We start from the raw sequence: 16184 nt of genomic DNA, 5'->3' as shown, positions 1-16184 counted from the left end.
ATTTACAATGTTTCAAGCATTTTATTGATAAGCCCAGAAACTGCTTTTTTATATTTCTCATGCTCATCTTCATTTGATTTTTTAATCTCTGCTAGAGATTGAAGAAGTTCTTTCATTGATCCTACTGTTTTTTCAAAGTGTACTTTGAATTTTGTAATAGACTCATCAGTACTTTGAGGATTCTGTTTGACTTTTTCCCTAAGCTCCTGGAGCTCTCTTTCAATATCCTCTGGAAGCTTTTCGACTTCTTCATTGTTGCCTGAAGCTTCAGCCTCAGAAAGCTTTTCTTGCATCTCTTCCAGCTCTTTTTTTAGTTTTTTCGCTTTCTTGTAATGTTCACTATTAGTCTTTTCTAATTTTTTATAACTTTCTGAAACTGTATCATATAATTCTTTATTTTCTTGAGCTTCACTAGATACTGTTTTTAACTTTTTCTCTAATGCTTTCTTTTCTTTTATTGCCTGTTGCAGCTGTCTAGTTGACGTATTATCAATGTCATTATCTTTAACAAAATCTTCTCTATCTTCTTCTGATATTCCAAGAAGTGCAACTGCCTGAGTGTAACTTAAATTCCCAAACGCTTGGGACTTTGAATTATCACCTAAAAGAGTAATTTGTTCCGAACCGTATTCTTTAAAAATTCTCATTAGATTGTTGGCTGTACTTTGAGAATAATCAACTGATTTTTTTAGCCATTCACCCCATTTGCCATGTTCTATCAATTGCTTTGCTTCAATTAGCCTTCTTCCAATTTCTATACTATTGTAAAGAACCATCTTTCTAGTCTGTTCTTTAATATTATTGATTTCAGTAGCTATTATATTAGGGGTTCTAGTTATCATTTCATTCATATTACCGCCTCCATTAAACTACTTTTTTTCTAGTGTTAGTAGTTAATTTTTTAGCCTTCCATTCCTCCGTAAACCTCTTAACCTCATCGGTCATATCACGGTTCCTATATCCTCTACATTGTGTTATACGTAAGTTGGTAAGGTTTAAATCTAATGTATAAAATGGAGTATTTGGATTATCTATATCCCTTACGAGCATAATAGCTCTATTTCCTTTAGCTACTCCCTCTACATAATGATTTCCCCCAACGCAATGTCTTAACATTTGTCCTTCTCTTACTATTTCATCAACACTATTTGCTGGACGAATAAGGAATTTTTTATTAGAATAAGAATAGATTTTATTCAGTTTTTCAAAAGAGTCTTTAACTTTTTGGCTATGTTTTTTGAGATTCTTTGATTTAATCATTATTGTATATTCCTCATGTTTTTCTTTTAAATTCTTTGGATATAATACAAATGTATTTTTTATATCGAATTTTAACTTTCTGCATTGTATAATGTAGTCATCCCAATCAATTAAAACATTGTCCAGTTTATAATTATCATTTGACTGTTTCTTTATATATTGAATAATCTTATGAGGTGTTGAATAATCAAGCATATCCATAAAACTATAAATATCTACATTGCTAATAATCCATTTAACTTGATCATCAGTTAATACCTTGCCTTTTGTAAAACTTCCTTTAATAAGCCTCAACCCTACTGAATCAAGATCTAATCTTTGCATTTGTTGAAACAATTGCTTATCTATTCCTAACACTTCTTTTAGATTTTTACCTTTGAAATTTATATCACTCCAATCAGGACTGAAGTATGCACTTAAATTTTTATCAGTAAATCTATAAAGCTTACACTTAATTAAATATTCTATTGCCGGATGCTTGATATACTCGTTTAAAAAAGTATCTATGCATACATATTTCATTTTTTTAGCAAGATCATATATACAGCTATATTGCCATTTAGTTCCTTTAAGTGCAATCTTTAGATTTCTAGTATACAGATATGATTTTTGAGTTTGTATTCTTCCGCTACTGTCACACCATCTGACTCTTCCTGTTTGAAGGAATTCAGCATATTCATACCTTTTGACAGATAACTTAGTATTCTCATTAAAAGAATATATCTCTCTTATGTTCTCGCGATAGCTTATTGATGGATTCTTATAATGTTCTCTATAAGTTTTAGTTCCTGTAAAATATCTAACTATCAGATTATCATCATACTTTTGTATTATTGCAAAATTAGTAGAATCAATAAGATTTGTTGTTTTCCCAACAGCTTTATAGGTAATTTTTTTATTGCAACTTGGGCACTTTCCAGGATTATTATGTTTAACATTTTTACGTGTTAATTTTGTTTCTTGAATTACAAAATCCTTTTTGCATCCTGTACAGAAAGCATTGATATTTCTACCTTCACGTTTATAGTAGATATATCTGCTATATTCAAAAGGTCCATCATATATCCATGTTTCAAAATTCTTGGGAAGAGAAGGAACCCGATCCATTACCTCATCTATTTTTTTCTTTATTGCTTCATGCTTCTCCTCAAGTTTTTTTCTCATAATCTTTGTCTGAAATTCATGGATAGCTTTTAATTCATCTCCAACTTTTACGCATTTAACTTTCAGAAAACTTGATATATTTTCTTTATCACTTGACATATCACAACTAGCTAAATTTTTTGAACTCCAGCTCCAAGGTCCCCAGTGGCCCATTAAATTACTTATACAGGCTCTACTCCATTTGTAACTCCCATCTTCTTGTAGTTTTTGAGTTATATATTTGTCATCCCATATGAATATTTTGAATTTTAAAATCCCAAATCCCGCTTTATTATCAGATTTCTTTTTTTTCTGATTTTGTTCAAACAGTGAGACAAGTAACACTTCTGTATTGTTTATAGTTTCGATAGATGATTTTATGATATATTTTACTGGTAATCTGCCACTAGGAGCTGAATGATCTCTTATATTAGATAACTCCTTTTTATTCATAAGTGCATCTCCTTTTTATATTAAATCTTCAAGTTTAACATCAAAATCTATATCAGTTTTAGCATCTTCAGTTGATTTTGTATCAAGTTTTGTATCGATACCAAAATATTTTAGTACAATTTCAAATCCTTCCTGGTCAGTTAATACAGCACAATTTCCAACTTTCTTTTTTACCGCAGCCTTTCTCATTTCATCTAAGCTTTTCGTGATAGTCTTTTCAGTATTCATAATATTCTCAGCAGCTTCTGGGTTTGCATTCAGATGTTCCAATAAAAATTCTCCTACAACTTTCACATATGAGTTATTTTTACTCTTCTTTATTTCCGTATTTATTTTTTTAATTGCTTTAGTTATCATCTATTTTCTCCCTCCAACTCTTTAACTTCTAGATCTTCATCTATGGTTAATCCATGCTTATTAGCTATACCTTCCACAAATACCAGGTCGCACTCTGTATATGCTGCCATATCAGTTATTATTTCTAATAAGCCTTTTATATCATCTTTCATAATCTCGCTCCTCGATAGAATCTTATTTTAGTTACGTTCTTCTTTAAGTCTATAACTACATTCTTTACTTTCTTTAAAATCACAACATCTTTTAGTGCACTTTTCTTCGTTGCAATCTATACAACAAGAATGTTTTTCACAGTAAACCTCTACTGTAGAAGATAAGCATATATTCATATATAATCCTCCAATCAGACCAAAATCTTATTTAAATACCACTCAATTTTCTTATGCATTCACTGCATATATTCTTACCTTCAAAATGCTTCACGTTCTTTGCATTTCCACAGAACACACAAGCTGGCTCATATTTCTTTAAGATTATACTTTCACCATCAACATATATTTCTAAAGCATCCTTAACCTCTATATTCAAAGTTCTTCTTAACTCTATTGGCAATACTATTCTTCCTAATTGATCTACTGCTCTAACTACTCCTGTTGCTTTCATTCTCAATCTCCTCCAATTTGTTTTTATGCTGTTTATTAAGCTAATTTGATTTCCAGCTCTCCTTTAGGAGTATTCTTAGCAAAGCATTCTCTTAATCCTAATAGATTCTCAAATACATATAAATTTTCAGTTTCAACTATGAATTTCATCTTCTTTTTTATATTTTTTCTTCCAGCTCTATCAGTTAGATCATAAGAATTAGAATGTTTTATACTAATTCTGTAAATCTGTCCAGGAATAAGATTCATAATTTTTCTAATAGGTGCATTCTTTTGTGTCGATGCTCTCATCTCAACTTCTCCCCCCTAACTAAATAGCTCTTTTATTTAACCTATGATTAAAACTTTTGCCTACAAACTCAATCATTCTACCATCACACTGTTCTATAATCCTGCTTCCTATAGCTTCATCAATCTTTAGTAGCTTGTCTGATGTATATTCGCTAGATACTATCATTGGAGCTCCTTTTAAATATCTGTAATTAATAATCTCAAACATGATATTTATATCCGTTTCAGTAATCTTGCCTTTGAATAGATCATCAATCAAAAGTACCGTTGCATTCTTGTATTTTGATATCTCCCTTTGATAGTAATATTCATCAATCATATTTTGCTTTAAGGCAGTTATAGATTCCCTGTACTGCATGTATAAGACTCCAACATCCCTTGACATTAAAGCATTTGCTATAGCAATAGATAAATGAGTTTTACCTGCTCCTACCTGTCCTAGAAATCCAATTGAAATTTTCCCATCAAACTCTTTTATATAATCCAGGGCCATTCCCTTAGACTTTACAGTGACTTCATTAGTCGCTTTATAATTTTTCAGAGTCTTTTGTCTGAAAGCCTCGGATATTCCGCTATTTTTCAATATCCTCTCGTACTCTTTTCGCTCTCTACATTCACAAAATACCATTGCATCAAGCTTAGGATTATATATCATTTCTCTATCTTTGCATTTAGGGCAATCATATTCCCTGCTCTTCGATGAGCCTGTTAAGTTCTTCATCGGTAAGCCCTGCGACTTCATCGCTGAGTTTTCCTTCTGGTGGTCTGTATCCTTCAAAAGAGTTTCCACTCTCTTTTTTAGAAGTGTCTCTATATCCATCTTTAACAGCTCCCTTTTTATTTTTTCTATCTCGATAATCTCTGATATAAGCTTCAACAGCTTCTAGGGTTAATAAATTATCCTCCCTCCACCTTTTCAGAATACCTTCGATATATCCTAAATATCTCTTAGCATTACAAACTGCTATTTCAATTGCTTTTATGATTAATCTATAATCCATACCATCATCATCTAGATAAGCTATTAACTTTTGAGCTTCGATTGGAGTTATTGGATGAATGTTTTGGTCAAATACTTTTTTGATTTCTGAAAACTCTTTACTACTACAACTACTAAAGGATCTTTTTTGTAGATGGATCTTTTGGTCCGACTTTTCATCCGTACCCCCTACGGATTTACATCCGACAGGTATCGGTTTTTCATCCGAACCCTCCGACTTTTCATCCGAGTTATCATCTGGTTGAACTTCACTATAATCATCAGAAATTAAGCTATAATATTCTTTACCTAGTTTGAAAAATGAATATGTTCCACCTTGCTTTTTAGTTTTATGTCCTAACACTCCTGCATTTACCATTTTTTTAAGTCTTCTATATACACTATCCTTTGTCTTAAGTCCTAATATTGGTAGCTCTTGTATAAGCCACTCATATTTAATCCAATAGTATCTTTCATTTTCAATCATTTCAGCCTTCATCTTCTCTGTGTCTTTAAAATCTACGAAGCATCTTAGTATTAAAGCATCTGTAGAATCTAAACCTAATTTTATAAGCCTACGTTGGCTAAAACCATTTATAGTAAATTTCATTTTTTCACCTTCTCTTGTGTATATATTTTGATTTATGTCAATAATTCAGATAAGAATATTTTTAATGTTTTTTATCTGAAGGGAGTTAATACTCCCTCTATCACAATTAAATATTTTTTATTCTACTCCCACCAGTTGAATTCGTCAGAGGTGGGAGTTTTAAGCTCTATAAGATTAGTACCTTTTATTTCTACTAATTCTTTTCCTAAAGGCTCTGGTGGATTTCCAAAGCCATAATAATCTATATCCTGTTGTAAAGATAATCTTTCTATTGGATCCATGACTAATACCTCCTAAGCTAAAGGATTATCTTTCTTAGATTCTTGGATTATTATTTCAGCAGCTTTTTTCATTACTGCATCCTTTGTATTCAGTTTTAACCATTCAATGTAATCTGGGTATTCAGTATATATTTCTTTTAAAGTTTTTCCTTTGTGTTTTCCAAAGCTTAGTTTTATATTTTGAGCTTCATTTAGGTCCATATTTTCTATATTTTCATTTTGAATAAAATCTTTCATATCTTCAATGTCTTGAGTGAAAATTTCAGATAAACTTGCTACTGTTAAAGTTGCATCTATTTGAGCTCTCTTCTTAGCCATTTTTAAGCATGTATTTGCTAGAGTATATGGATCTTCATTTTCCACTCTGTATTTAAGGTTTCCATATCGATCAGTTTTACTTTTTAAATAATCTTTATCTGCTTCCTTAGGAACATCTGCTTCTTTAACCCATTTCCATCTATACTTGTCCTCTTTAGTGTTACAATGTCCCAATCCTTCAGTTATCTTCTGATTATCTTTGTAGAGCTCGCATTTAACTGTGTAGGCGAAGAATCCTTTTTCGTAATCTTGAACTTTTTCTGTTAAGTTATACACTGATGTTAATCCCATTAGCATTAAAATTTTTTCAGCTCCTGGTTTTAATAGAGTAGGTTTATTTGTACCTGGAATTGTTCCGTAGTCATGATTTGACTTTAAAGTTTGCTGAACAACCGCTTGAAACCTACCTATTTTTTGAATTGTATTTGTTATTCCTGTTACATCCACAGTATCTATAATTGACATTGCACTTGGCATTACTTGCATTTCATTATTCATATCTATTCCTCCTAAGCTAATATTTCTATTTCTTCACTTTCACTTCCAAGCTTATCTTCCATTTTCTCAATAGCTTGGACACTAAGAGTTAACAGTCTATACATTTCTGTATCTTCTAAAGACCATCTTTTTTGGTTAATCATTATCTTTAGTTGCTCTAAATTCATTTTCATCACCTCGTTTTTGTGATATAATCTAGTTAAGTAAATTTTTTTAAGTGTTTTAGTTTAAGTCTTCTAGATTGCGAGTCTGGAGGGCTTTTTCCCTTTCTGCTACTTTTTCTTTAAGTTTTGAAACTAAATCTTTAGCTTTACAGCTAAAGACTAGCCCTCCTTTTAGTACTTCAAGCTCTTTATTTGGCTTTATACTCGTAATCAGATACACCTTTATCACCTCCTTTAATCGGAGATACGAATATACCAACATCTAGCTTTGGCATATTTTTTATTGCTACATTAAGATCTTCTTCTGAATGGATGCCATTTTCTTTAAGATATGCCCACATCTTTTTTACTCTCTCCTGAAGATCATCCATATTAATTTACCTCCTCTAAATTGAATATTTCACTAAAGTTGTTTAGTATTTCTTTAGCCTGCATTTTAGCTCCAGTCCAAAATAAAGTATCTTCAATATCTTCTTTGCTTTGATTGATGCATTTTTCTGAATGATTTATCTCTTGTATAAGGCTTTCTTTAAACTTAAGGAATAATTGCTTTTCTTGCTTATTCACGTAAGTCACCTCCTCCCAACACTTACCACTATTTTTGTAACCATCTATGTGGGATACTATAGTTAGGCTGTTCTATTGGTTTTGTTAATTTTTTTCACGTTATTTGGTAAAAAAATAAACTCTTTAAAATTTAGTTTTTCTTTTTCACAATACACAAATAAACCTCCATAAAACTGCGAACCAGCACATGTTCCATCTTTAAGAATTTTAGAAACTTGACCTCTATCAACCCCTATTTCATTTGCAAATGCTGATTTATTACCATTAAAATTATTATCTACTAATTGCTTTAATTTCTTTACATTAGGCTTCAAAATGGTTGACCTCCTTTGTTAATTTTTTTCACACTATTATAATAACACTGTATTTATAGTATGTCAACTTTTTTCACGTTTTATTCGTGAAAAAGTTTTACAAAGCTATTTGTTGAAAGTTTTCACAAATAAAGGTACAATCTACTTAAGGAGTGAATTTTATGTTTGATAAAGATATATTTAAAGAAGTGATTGAAAGGGCTATAGGAAATAGAACAACAACAGAATATTCAAATGCTAGTGGAGTTAATAGAACCTATATTTCTAAATATTTAAATAAGAGACTTGATAGTCCGCCATCGCCAGATGTTTTAAAAAAGCTAGCTGATTCTGCCCATAATAATATTACTTATGAATATTTAATGAAAATAGCAGGTTATATTGATACTACTTCTCAAGAAGATTTACAACAGTCTATAGGAAAAAATGATTCAAAAAATAAATCTTCTAATCTACAGTTTGGAGTTAGATTAAGAGACTTAAGAAAAGAAATGGACTGGACTCAAAAAGAACTAGGAAAAAAGATTGCTATTTCTGATAGAGTAATTGGTTATTATGAAAATTCTGATAGATTTCCAGATGAAGAAACTTTAAAAAAAATTGCCGATGTATTCGATGTGACTATAGATTACCTTTTAGGAAGAACTAACAACCCTACTACAGTCAGAGTTGAAGGAGATAAGCTTCCTAAGGAGTTAAGAGATATTGGAATAGAATATTTAACAATAGCCAAAGAAATGGCTGATAAGGAAATACCTCCAGAGGATATAAAAAAAATAATAGATGTTCTAGGAAATAGGAAATAAAAAATGACAACCATATTAATATAGTTGTCATTTTTTATTTATCTGAATTGCATAAATACCAATTGGAACTTTATGCCATAGCTACTTCTCTTTGTTTACCAATTTCTAGAGTTTGTCTATATTCTTCTGCTTCAGCTAACTTAGTAATCGTAAAATCACCATGTATTTTTTGCACTGCTTCTTCTATTTCTTCTAGACTTACATTAAAGAATTCTTTTCTAGAATTAACTTTATTCACTCTACGAGCTTCAAATTCTTTATGAAGTGCATTTTCAAGCGAAGGAGCATTATCTGTATGGATCATAGCATGTATGTCAAATGTAAATGGAACAGAAGCATCACTTAATTCTTTCACTCTATCTTCTGGAACTAATCGTCTAGTCATACCAATTTTATAAATATTTTCTCCGAATGAACCTATATTTGAAATTATGTATACGTGACCAGATTTAGTTTGCTCTGCCATAGATTTTGCTCTAGTCATTTTTTCTTCGGCTTCTTTTAATTTTAATTGTAGAGCTTGAATTTCTGCATTTAGTTTATTTTGCTCATCTTGACTTGACTTTTCAAGTTTTAACATAGCTTTTTCTAATGCTTTTTGATACATATCTTGTTCTTTTTGAGCTTCTTTTTGAGTCTTTTCAATTTCCTTCAATACTTTAGCTTCCTCAGCCATCTGCTCACGTATTCTACGTTGTTCTTCTTTTTCTGCTTCCTTTTTCAAGTAATATTCATAGTTTAATTTTAATTCTAAAACTTTAAGTTTTAAATATGCTGTGCTAATCGTTACCCCTAATATTTGACCTAATTTGTTGATTTGCTCAAATGAACTATTTATTCTTTTTCTGCTATTCTCAAAATTCTTATGATTTAATTTTGAAATTGCTGCATCACATTCATTATTAAAAGCTCTAAGAACCAGCTTGTTAACATTATTAAAATATTTATTAGATTCTGATTTTTTTAGTTCATCAGTATAAACAACATTATTTGATTTTGTAGCTTCATTATTTTTTATCAATTCCTTTTGATCATTAACAACTTCTTTTATCTTAATAGCATATTCTTCAGAAAGCTCAAAATCAAATTCTTTATTGTATAAACCCACCTCAAATGTAGTTAATTCTTTTTCTAAATTCTGATATGCGTTATATTGATCTTTACTACGCAACATCTCAACGATTTCTTTTGTAATCTCTTGTTTTCTCTTAGATTCTTCTTTGATGTTTTCCGTTATTCTATTCTGATGTTTAGTTTTTTCGCTTATTATTTGATTAAGGCTTTTAACTTCATTTTCTTTTTGAAGTATAGATCCCCTCAATTCTTCTTCCTTTTTGATTTTTTTCCTAAGATTAAATATTACTCCTAGTAATATTAAAATAATAAATACCATACTGCACCTCCTAAAATTATTTGTATCTTTTTTAATGTATGTACTTGATAATATGTATGAAACTAATATTTTTACATATTATACATCATTTAATAATTATACCATTATTTATCAAAAAAATACAAAAAGCCACTCATTTTGAGTAGCTAGTTTTTAAACGGATTTTTCTATATTTATTTTGTAATTTTCATTAATACATAACCCTTTTCCTAATTTAATCTCATCTATGTAATTTATATCTATTCTTATTTTTTCGGTAGTTCTCATATTACCTGTTTTTTTACATGCATTAATATTTTTTAATTCTTTACATATTGTTTCCATATCCCTCTCCCCTTCTGTATGGTAAAAATTACTAAGTCGACTCAATGATTATAGTATACTCACCTACTCCCAACCTGTCAAACCCTTGCAAATACTTATTTTAAACATGCAAGATATTGCGTATTTTTTTACATTCTATCATTGAAAACTACTCAAAGTTCAAAAAAACATACGCAAATTACTGCGTATTTTGATGTATAATAATATATCGAGAGGTGTCGAAAATGATAGAAAATTTAGGAAATAGATTGAAATACGTTAGAATAAGTCTAAAACTTTCTCAAAAAAAATTTGCAACTTTTTTAAATATTCCCCTAAGAACGTACCAAGACTATGAAAGAGGAGTAACTTGTCCTGGACCAGAGATTATTGTAAATATAGCAAATAAATTAGGTGTTTCTATAGATTGGCTTTTTGGAAGAGAATTAAAATATATATATGGAACGGATGCAGACATAATCCAATTGATAAAACTTAATTTTGAATAACTGAATATCTATTTTTTCTTATGCTATAATTTATATATAGCTAGAATAGGAGGCTTTGTATGAATGATAATGTAGCAAATAAAAAAGCAGCTCTATATGTTAGGGTTTCGACGTCTCACCAGGTAGATAAAGATTCTCTTCCTTTTCAGAGAAAAGAGCTTATAAACTACTCAAAGTATCTATTAGGAATAGATGATTATGAAGTATTCCAAGACGCCGGGTATTCTGGCAAAAATACTGATAGACCAGCTTTTCAAGATATGATGAGAAGAGTTAGAAAAAAGGAATTTACACATATTTTAGTTTGGAAAATAGATAGAGTCTCAAGAAACCTTAGAGATTTTACTGAGATGTATGATGAAGTAAAAAAATATGGTGTTACTTTTATAAGTAAGAATGAGCAATTCGATACATCTTCGGCTATGGGAGAAGCTATGCTTAAAATAATATTAGTTTTCGCAGAGCTTGAAAGAAAACTCACAGGAGAGAGAGTATCTTCGATTATGCTTTCAAGGGCCGAGAAAGGCCTTTGGAATGGAGCTCAATGTCCTTTGGGATATAAATGGGATGATGAAAAGAAATTCCCTATCCCCGATCCGGATGAGGCTAAAGTTGTGCAATTGATTTATGATAAATATACAGAAGTGAAATCTGCTTTTAAAGTATCAAAAGTGCTTAATAGCGATAATGTTAAGACAAAGCGAGGAGGAACTTGGACAAGTAAAACTGTAGTGGATATCATTAGAAACCCATTCTATAAAGGTACTTATAGATATAATTACAGAGAGGCTGCTAGAGGAGCTATTAAGGATGAAAAGGAATGGATAATCGTCGATGATAATCACGAAGCTATTATTCCAAAGGAACAATGGGAACATTGCAATAAAATAATGAATTCTAATGCTGCTAGAAATACATCTTCCCTTAGAAGGAACTCTCACGTGCATCCTTTTAGTGGTCTTCTTGAGTGCAAGCAGTGTGGCCGTGGTTTTATTGCTAGTTTAGATTTAGCTAGAAAAGATGGTTACAGACCTTCTATTTTCCGTTGTCAAGGCAAAACAAGAGCTCTAGGATGTGAAGTTGGAATGATTAGTGAAATAACAATGGGTCCTTTTGTTATAAACTATATTTCTAATTTTCTAAAAGCTCAGCAGACATTAACTAAGAAAAATAATCTAAAAGATTTTGAAAAAATACTTCTATCTGGTAAGACATTTAAGGACGTTGTTGGGATAAATACAAAAGACCTTGAGAGTGCTTATATATCAATTCTTTACACTACTGATAATATTTTGATGAATCCACCTGCTAAAACTAAGTCAAAGGAAAACATTTCAGAATTAGAAGTACTGGGAAAAGAAAAAGAGAAATATGAAAGAGCTATTGAAAGGCTCCAAAATCTTTATCTATTCTCAGAAGAATCTATGCCAGAAAAAGACTTTTTAGTTCAAAAGCATAATTTAAAAAGTAAAATAGATGATATAAATAATAAGATCCATAGCCTGCATGAGCAAAACAATAACCATGTAGCATATAACGATATATCCTTTTTACAAAAAGCTAGTCATTTTATGATTCAAAATGAGCTTTTGAATAAGAAGTTTATCGACTACAGAAATATGTCTATGGTTATAGATAAGCAGCTAATAAAAGACTTTATGAATACTGTTATTGATAAAGTAATTATTGATGATAGAAAAGTAGCTGGTATTTGTTTTAAAAATGGATTAACTCATAATTTTATATATAGAGACTAAAAAAGCCCTTTTAGGGCTTTTTATTTATATTTAAGGCTTATTTTGAATTCATGCTCAAAACCAGTAGAATCAATGGGTGAAAGAAATCCTGTTTACTCAAACCACTGGACAACCATATGTTACAGTAAGATGTTTTTTTCTCTTTCCAGTCATTTCAAAATATCTATCATTTTGAGATTTTATAACCTCTATATATTTATCCTGTTCTTTTATTTTTTCCATGGGAACATGTACTTGTTTTCTTTTACCCAAAATAATTCCTCCTTAACTACTTCAAAGCTTGTTATATTTAACTTTTTTGCTTCAAATTTTATTATATCAAAATTAGATAAAAAAAAGAAGAGAATAAGTTGCATTCTCTTCTTTAAATTAAACCTTACTATAGTTCATTTAATTAAAATTCTGAAACTATAAATTTATCCATCTATATTTTTTAAAACGATGGAGGTGTTATTGCAAATATAACTCTTGCATCCTTGTCGTATGGATTTTCCCATTTATGCTTCATATGTGGGAGTATTTTTATACTATCACCTTCATTTAATATAATTACTTCTTCATTTAAATGTATATTTACTTTTCCAGTTATAACATATGCAACCTCTTCGCCTTCATGAGACATAATTTCATTAGATGATTGAGAATCAGTAGTCAATGTTATTAAAGCAAATTCAATTGTTCCATTCAAATTTGGTGATAATAACTCATATGATAGATTGTTATTTTGAGGAAATATCATCTTTTTTCTTTTATCAGACCTTACTATTAGCTGATCTGTCTCTACCTGTGTAACGAAGAATGTAAATAATGGTATATCTAAGGATTTTGAAATTATTTTAAGTGTATTTATAGATGGATTAGCAGTACCCTTTTCAATTTGACTCAATAAAGAAGGTGTTACTCCAGCCATTTTAGCTAATTGGGCAGCAGTTATATTCTTTGATTTTCTATACTCAGATATTTTTTTACCAACATTTATATCATCCATATAATTCTCCTTTTCTTACTTTCTCTTCTTTTTTTAATAATGTAAATTATATCATAATTCAAAGCATTGACTATAGTAAATTTTATTGCTAAAATATTAAATATATTTTAATTAAATTTAATTATATTTAACTGCATTTCAGCTTTATAATAGAAAGGGGAATAAAAATGAATATTTACGAATTACAAACACCTAGTTTTTTATTAAATTTAGATACTTTAGAAACAAATCTAAAAAATATCCAGAGACTTTGTAATGAAAATAACAAAGAACTTTGGCCTATGACTAAAACTCACAAAAGCACATATATAGCAAAGCTTCAAAGAGATTATGGAGCAAAAGGTTTTTTAGTTGGAACAATAGATGAAGCAGAAGCTTTCGTGAATGCTGGACTAGATAATATTTGTTTAGCATATCCTATAGTTTCTAAAGCAAATATTGGAAGAGTTATTGATTTAGCAAAAAAGTCTAGAGTAATTATAAGCTTTGATGGAGAAGATGGCGCAAGACTTTTCAATGATGAATTAAAAAAAGAAAATTTAACTATGGAATACCTAATTATAATCAACTGCGGCTTAAATAGATTAGGTGTATCCCCTAATGATTCAATAAATCTAGCAAAAAAAATATCTAGATATTCTAATTTAAAACTAATTGGGATTAGTACTCACCCAGGTCAGGTTTATGGAGTTTCATCAGGCGAACAAATCTCTGAGGTGTCTAAGCAAGAAAGCGAATCATTAAAAATAGCTAAAGATAATCTAATTACTGATTCTTTTGATATAAGTATAGTAGCAACAGGTAGTACACCTACATTCTTCGATGTTGTAACTGATCCAAATATAAATATTTTAAGACCTGGAAATTATCCATTCTATGATAATATTCAACTTTCATTAAATGTATGTGAAGAAAGTAAATGCTCTTTAACAGTTTTAGGTACTATAATTTCTAACCCTAGAGATGATTTATTTATAATAGACGTTGGTAGCAAATGCTTAGGATTAGATAAAGGAGCCCATGCAAGTACTCTTATAAATGGATTCGGTAAGGTTAAGGATCATAATGAATTAGAAATTATAGGTTTATCAGAGGAAGTAGGAAAAATAAGAATAACTTCAGAGACAGATTTAAAAATTGGAGATAAAATACAAATAATACCTAACCATTCATGCTCTTGTGCAAATATGACTGATTATATTATTGGATTTAGAAACGATATAGTTGAAAATATAATTGATGTTGATGTTAGAGGAAACTCTACAAAACCAAATTTAATATAATATTTATTTTAGATTCAAATAAAATAATTTCTTGAATAAATATATGTAAAGCTAAAAAACCCTTCTACTTTAATTAAAGTAGAAGGGTTTTTAGCTTTACAATTTAAGTATTTATTTAAAATCAAGTATAAATATTTATATATTGGAAATTCTATCTAATATAATATTTAAATAAGGAGATAAGTTTAAATGATTATAATACTAGTTAGAACTTTAATATTATATATATTTGTACTTATAAGTGTACGTATTATGGGTAAAGGAGAGTTATCAGAAATGCAGCCTTTTGAATTAGTGGTTACATTGATGATAGCTGAACTTGCAGCACTTCCTATGGAAGACACTAAACTACCTTTAGTCAATGGGATTATAGCTATCTTTACAATACTATTTGTTCAAATAAGCATATCATTTATAAATTTAAAAAGTGAAAAAGCAAGAAAATTCATATGCGGAAAACCAAGTATATTAATAAACAAAGGAATTATAAATGATAAAGAGCTTAAAAGACTTAGAATCAATATGAATGATTTAATAGAACAATTAAGAATAAAAGACTATCCTGTAATTAAAGATATTGAATACGCTATATTAGAAACAAGCGGAGATTTGAGTATTATTCCAAAATCAAATAAAAGACCACCTACAGTTGAAGATGTTAAAGCATCACCTGTATATGAAGGGCTACCTACATCATTAATAATAGATGGTAAAATAAATTACGGAAATTTGAAATACCTTAAACTTGATGAATCTTGGTTAAAAAATATTTTAAAGCAAAATAATATAAGTACTATAGAAGATGTGTTTTTTTGTAGTATAGATGAAAGTAAAGATATTTTCATACAGAAAAAGTTAAATAAAGGAGATATTTAAATGAAACCTTTTATAATATCTATAATATCTGCCATTATAATAATATTCTCTTGGAATTATATATATAGTAATCATATAGATGCTACTTGTACTGAATTTGTAGATTCTCTAGACTCTATATCTAATAATATAGATAAAAATAATTGGAAAAGTGTAAGTAATGAATTTATGAAAATTAATAAAAAATGGGATAGTATTCGGTATAAATGGAGTGTTTTATTAGATCATCATGAACTTGACAACATTGATGTTGCCATGGCAAAACTCATAAAAAATATCGAACTTAAAAACATACCTCTATCTCATGAGCAAATACAATCTCTTAAGGAATTTTTCAAACTGATATCTGAAAACGAAAAACTTACACTTACAAATATATTATAATATTTGCAAATACAAAAAAGATATAAAAAAGATAACAAATTATCTTTT

General features: G+C 29.4%; 25 protein-coding genes. 6 read left to right on the top strand and 19 right to left on the bottom strand.

Going from position 1 to position 16184, the window contains the following annotated elements:
• Window positions 1-2: 2 nt before the first annotated feature.
• From P4S50_RS07925 to P4S50_RS07855, 15 genes are all read right to left on the bottom strand, one after another.
• Window positions 3-851 carry a DUF3102 domain-containing protein gene (locus P4S50_RS07925; protein ID WP_277734235.1) on the bottom strand — a complete coding sequence of 283 codons (849 nt, stop codon included), beginning with the start codon at window positions 849-851 and terminating at the stop codon, window positions 3-5.
• Between the two features lie 13 nt (window positions 852-864).
• Complete coding sequence (locus tag P4S50_RS07920) at window positions 865-2856, bottom strand: PcfJ domain-containing protein (RefSeq protein ID WP_277734233.1); 1992 nt, start codon at window positions 2854-2856, stop codon at window positions 865-867.
• 15 nt (window positions 2857-2871) lie between these two features.
• Window positions 2872-3213: a Cas9 inhibitor AcrIIA9 family protein gene (locus tag P4S50_RS07915; protein ID WP_277734231.1), complete on the bottom strand. Its 342-nt coding sequence runs from the start codon at window positions 3211-3213 to the stop codon at window positions 2872-2874.
• Complete coding sequence (locus P4S50_RS07910; protein ID WP_277734230.1) at window positions 3210-3365, bottom strand: hypothetical protein; 156 nt, start codon at window positions 3363-3365, stop codon at window positions 3210-3212. Before P4S50_RS07910 ends, P4S50_RS07915 begins: the two co-directional genes overlap by 4 nt.
• A gap of 27 nt (window positions 3366-3392) precedes the next feature.
• Window positions 3393-3542 (bottom strand): hypothetical protein, encoded by a 150-nt coding sequence (locus P4S50_RS07905; protein ID WP_277734228.1) that lies wholly within the window; start codon window positions 3540-3542, stop codon window positions 3393-3395.
• A gap of 31 nt (window positions 3543-3573) precedes the next feature.
• On the bottom strand, window positions 3574-3816 hold the full coding sequence (locus P4S50_RS07900; RefSeq protein ID WP_277734227.1) for an AbrB/MazE/SpoVT family DNA-binding domain-containing protein: 243 nt from the start codon (window positions 3814-3816) through the stop codon (window positions 3574-3576).
• 35 nt (window positions 3817-3851) lie between these two features.
• Window positions 3852-4106: a hypothetical protein gene (locus tag P4S50_RS07895; RefSeq protein WP_277734226.1), complete on the bottom strand. Its 255-nt coding sequence runs from the start codon at window positions 4104-4106 to the stop codon at window positions 3852-3854.
• Window positions 4107-4125: 19 nt separating this feature from the next.
• Window positions 4126-4827, bottom strand: a complete 702-nt coding sequence (locus P4S50_RS07890; RefSeq protein WP_277734225.1) for an ATP-binding protein — start codon at window positions 4825-4827, stop codon at window positions 4126-4128.
• A complete protein-coding gene (locus P4S50_RS07885; protein ID WP_277734223.1) occupies window positions 4787-5695 on the bottom strand; it encodes a DnaD domain-containing protein in 909 nt (302 codons plus the stop codon). The genes P4S50_RS07890 and P4S50_RS07885 overlap by 41 nt, the downstream gene beginning before the upstream one ends.
• 122 nt (window positions 5696-5817) lie before the next feature.
• Complete coding sequence (locus P4S50_RS07880; protein WP_277734221.1) at window positions 5818-5976, bottom strand: hypothetical protein; 159 nt, start codon at window positions 5974-5976, stop codon at window positions 5818-5820.
• A gap of 12 nt (window positions 5977-5988) precedes the next feature.
• Window positions 5989-6792, bottom strand: a complete 804-nt coding sequence (locus P4S50_RS07875) for an exodeoxyribonuclease X C-terminal domain-containing protein (RefSeq protein ID WP_277734220.1) — start codon at window positions 6790-6792, stop codon at window positions 5989-5991.
• Between the two features lie 11 nt (window positions 6793-6803).
• A complete protein-coding gene (locus P4S50_RS07870; protein ID WP_277734218.1) occupies window positions 6804-6959 on the bottom strand; it encodes a hypothetical protein in 156 nt (51 codons plus the stop codon).
• 185 nt (window positions 6960-7144) lie between these two features.
• Entirely contained in the window at window positions 7145-7327 is a 183-nt protein-coding gene (locus P4S50_RS07865; RefSeq protein WP_277734216.1) for a hypothetical protein, read from the bottom strand.
• Between the two features lies 1 nt (window position 7328).
• The gene (locus tag P4S50_RS07860; protein WP_277734214.1) at window positions 7329-7523 is read right to left on the bottom strand and encodes a hypothetical protein; all 195 of its coding nucleotides are present in this window, start codon (window positions 7521-7523) and stop codon (window positions 7329-7331) included.
• A gap of 62 nt (window positions 7524-7585) precedes the next feature.
• Window positions 7586-7837: a hypothetical protein gene (locus P4S50_RS07855; protein WP_277734212.1), complete on the bottom strand. Its 252-nt coding sequence runs from the start codon at window positions 7835-7837 to the stop codon at window positions 7586-7588.
• Between the two features lie 161 nt (window positions 7838-7998).
• Here P4S50_RS07855 and P4S50_RS20140 point away from each other — a divergent pair, with 161 nt between their 5' ends.
• The gene (locus tag P4S50_RS20140) at window positions 7999-8643 is read left to right on the top strand and encodes a helix-turn-helix domain-containing protein (protein WP_331489718.1); all 645 of its coding nucleotides are present in this window, start codon (window positions 7999-8001) and stop codon (window positions 8641-8643) included.
• Window positions 8644-8713: 70 nt separating this feature from the next.
• Here the strand turns inward: P4S50_RS20140 and P4S50_RS07845 are convergent, their stop codons facing one another.
• Both P4S50_RS07845 and P4S50_RS07840 read right to left on the bottom strand, forming a co-directional pair.
• Window positions 8714-10036, bottom strand: coding sequence for an SNIPE associated domain-containing protein (locus tag P4S50_RS07845; protein ID WP_277734211.1), 1323 nt, complete (start codon window positions 10034-10036; stop codon window positions 8714-8716).
• A 153-nt stretch (window positions 10037-10189) separates the two neighbouring features.
• Window positions 10190-10360 carry a hypothetical protein gene (locus P4S50_RS07840; protein WP_277734210.1) on the bottom strand — a complete coding sequence of 57 codons (171 nt, stop codon included), beginning with the start codon at window positions 10358-10360 and terminating at the stop codon, window positions 10190-10192.
• Window positions 10361-10584: 224 nt separating this feature from the next.
• Between P4S50_RS07840 and P4S50_RS07835 the strand changes: the two genes are divergently transcribed.
• Together P4S50_RS07835 and P4S50_RS07830 are read left to right on the top strand one after the other, a co-directional pair.
• The gene (locus tag P4S50_RS07835; protein ID WP_277734209.1) at window positions 10585-10848 is read left to right on the top strand and encodes a helix-turn-helix domain-containing protein; all 264 of its coding nucleotides are present in this window, start codon (window positions 10585-10587) and stop codon (window positions 10846-10848) included.
• 59 nt (window positions 10849-10907) lie between these two features.
• Window positions 10908-12605 (top strand): recombinase family protein, encoded by a 1698-nt coding sequence (locus P4S50_RS07830; protein ID WP_277734208.1) that lies wholly within the window; start codon window positions 10908-10910, stop codon window positions 12603-12605.
• Between the two features lie 96 nt (window positions 12606-12701).
• Here the strand turns inward: P4S50_RS07830 and P4S50_RS07825 are convergent, their stop codons facing one another.
• Window positions 12702-12857, bottom strand: a complete 156-nt coding sequence (locus P4S50_RS07825; RefSeq protein ID WP_277734207.1) for a hypothetical protein — start codon at window positions 12855-12857, stop codon at window positions 12702-12704.
• 181 nt (window positions 12858-13038) lie between these two features.
• Entirely contained in the window at window positions 13039-13593 is a 555-nt protein-coding gene (locus P4S50_RS07820; RefSeq protein ID WP_277734206.1) for a helix-turn-helix domain-containing protein, read from the bottom strand.
• Between the two features lie 167 nt (window positions 13594-13760).
• On the opposite strand from P4S50_RS07820, the gene P4S50_RS07815 reads away from it, so the two are divergent.
• The 3 genes from P4S50_RS07815 to P4S50_RS07805 all read left to right on the top strand — a co-directional run bounded on the left by P4S50_RS07815 (window position 13761) and on the right by P4S50_RS07805 (window position 16136).
• Window positions 13761-14876: an alanine racemase gene (locus P4S50_RS07815; protein WP_277734205.1), complete on the top strand. Its 1116-nt coding sequence runs from the start codon at window positions 13761-13763 to the stop codon at window positions 14874-14876.
• 189 nt (window positions 14877-15065) lie between these two features.
• Window positions 15066-15752, top strand: coding sequence for a DUF421 domain-containing protein (locus tag P4S50_RS07810; protein WP_277734204.1), 687 nt, complete (start codon window positions 15066-15068; stop codon window positions 15750-15752).
• Window positions 15753-16136 (top strand): DUF4363 family protein, encoded by a 384-nt coding sequence (locus tag P4S50_RS07805; protein ID WP_277734203.1) that lies wholly within the window; start codon window positions 15753-15755, stop codon window positions 16134-16136.
• Window positions 16137-16184: the final 48 nt, after the last annotated feature.

Source organism: Tepidibacter hydrothermalis (assembly GCF_029542625.1).
In the GTDB taxonomy this organism is placed as follows: Bacteria; Bacillota; Clostridia; order Peptostreptococcales; family Peptostreptococcaceae; genus Tepidibacter_A; species Tepidibacter_A hydrothermalis.
This window is presented reverse-complemented; position numbering and strand designations above follow the sequence as displayed.

Excerpts from the sequence above, each read along its gene's own strand:
- P4S50_RS07900 (WP_277734227.1), bottom strand. The coding sequence starts at position 3,816 with ATGAAAGCAACAGGAGTAGTTAGAGCAGTAGATCAATTAGGAAGAATA.
- P4S50_RS07915 (WP_277734231.1), bottom strand. The coding sequence starts at position 3,213 with ATGATAACTAAAGCAATTAAAAAAATAAATACGGAAATAAAGAAGAGT.
- P4S50_RS07865 (WP_277734216.1), bottom strand. The coding sequence starts at position 7,327 with ATGGATGATCTTCAGGAGAGAGTAAAAAAGATGTGGGCATATCTTAAA.
- P4S50_RS07890 (WP_277734225.1), bottom strand. The coding sequence starts at position 4,827 with ATGAAGAACTTAACAGGCTCATCGAAGAGCAGGGAATATGATTGCCCT.
- P4S50_RS07925 (WP_277734235.1), bottom strand. The coding sequence starts at position 851 with ATGAATGAAATGATAACTAGAACCCCTAATATAATAGCTACTGAAATC.
- P4S50_RS07835 (WP_277734209.1), top strand. The coding sequence starts at position 10,585 with ATGATAGAAAATTTAGGAAATAGATTGAAATACGTTAGAATAAGTCTA.
- P4S50_RS07820 (WP_277734206.1), bottom strand. The coding sequence starts at position 13,593 with ATGGATGATATAAATGTTGGTAAAAAAATATCTGAGTATAGAAAATCA.
- P4S50_RS07875 (WP_277734220.1), bottom strand. The coding sequence starts at position 6,792 with ATGAATAATGAAATGCAAGTAATGCCAAGTGCAATGTCAATTATAGAT.
- P4S50_RS07895 (WP_277734226.1), bottom strand. The coding sequence starts at position 4,106 with ATGAGAGCATCGACACAAAAGAATGCACCTATTAGAAAAATTATGAAT.
- P4S50_RS07920 (WP_277734233.1), bottom strand. The coding sequence starts at position 2,856 with ATGAATAAAAAGGAGTTATCTAATATAAGAGATCATTCAGCTCCTAGT.
- P4S50_RS07805 (WP_277734203.1), top strand. The coding sequence starts at position 15,753 with ATGAAACCTTTTATAATATCTATAATATCTGCCATTATAATAATATTC.
- P4S50_RS07905 (WP_277734228.1), bottom strand. The coding sequence starts at position 3,542 with ATGAATATATGCTTATCTTCTACAGTAGAGGTTTACTGTGAAAAACAT.
- P4S50_RS07880 (WP_277734221.1), bottom strand. The coding sequence starts at position 5,976 with ATGGATCCAATAGAAAGATTATCTTTACAACAGGATATAGATTATTAT.
- P4S50_RS07870 (WP_277734218.1), bottom strand. The coding sequence starts at position 6,959 with ATGAATTTAGAGCAACTAAAGATAATGATTAACCAAAAAAGATGGTCT.
- P4S50_RS07810 (WP_277734204.1), top strand. The coding sequence starts at position 15,066 with ATGATTATAATACTAGTTAGAACTTTAATATTATATATATTTGTACTT.
- P4S50_RS07815 (WP_277734205.1), top strand. The coding sequence starts at position 13,761 with ATGAATATTTACGAATTACAAACACCTAGTTTTTTATTAAATTTAGAT.
- P4S50_RS07830 (WP_277734208.1), top strand. The coding sequence starts at position 10,908 with ATGAATGATAATGTAGCAAATAAAAAAGCAGCTCTATATGTTAGGGTT.
- P4S50_RS07910 (WP_277734230.1), bottom strand. The coding sequence starts at position 3,365 with ATGAAAGATGATATAAAAGGCTTATTAGAAATAATAACTGATATGGCA.
- P4S50_RS20140 (WP_331489718.1), top strand. The coding sequence starts at position 7,999 with ATGTTTGATAAAGATATATTTAAAGAAGTGATTGAAAGGGCTATAGGA.
- P4S50_RS07845 (WP_277734211.1), bottom strand. The coding sequence starts at position 10,036 with ATGGTATTTATTATTTTAATATTACTAGGAGTAATATTTAATCTTAGG.
- P4S50_RS07840 (WP_277734210.1), bottom strand. The coding sequence starts at position 10,360 with ATGGAAACAATATGTAAAGAATTAAAAAATATTAATGCATGTAAAAAA.
- P4S50_RS07885 (WP_277734223.1), bottom strand. The coding sequence starts at position 5,695 with ATGAAATTTACTATAAATGGTTTTAGCCAACGTAGGCTTATAAAATTA.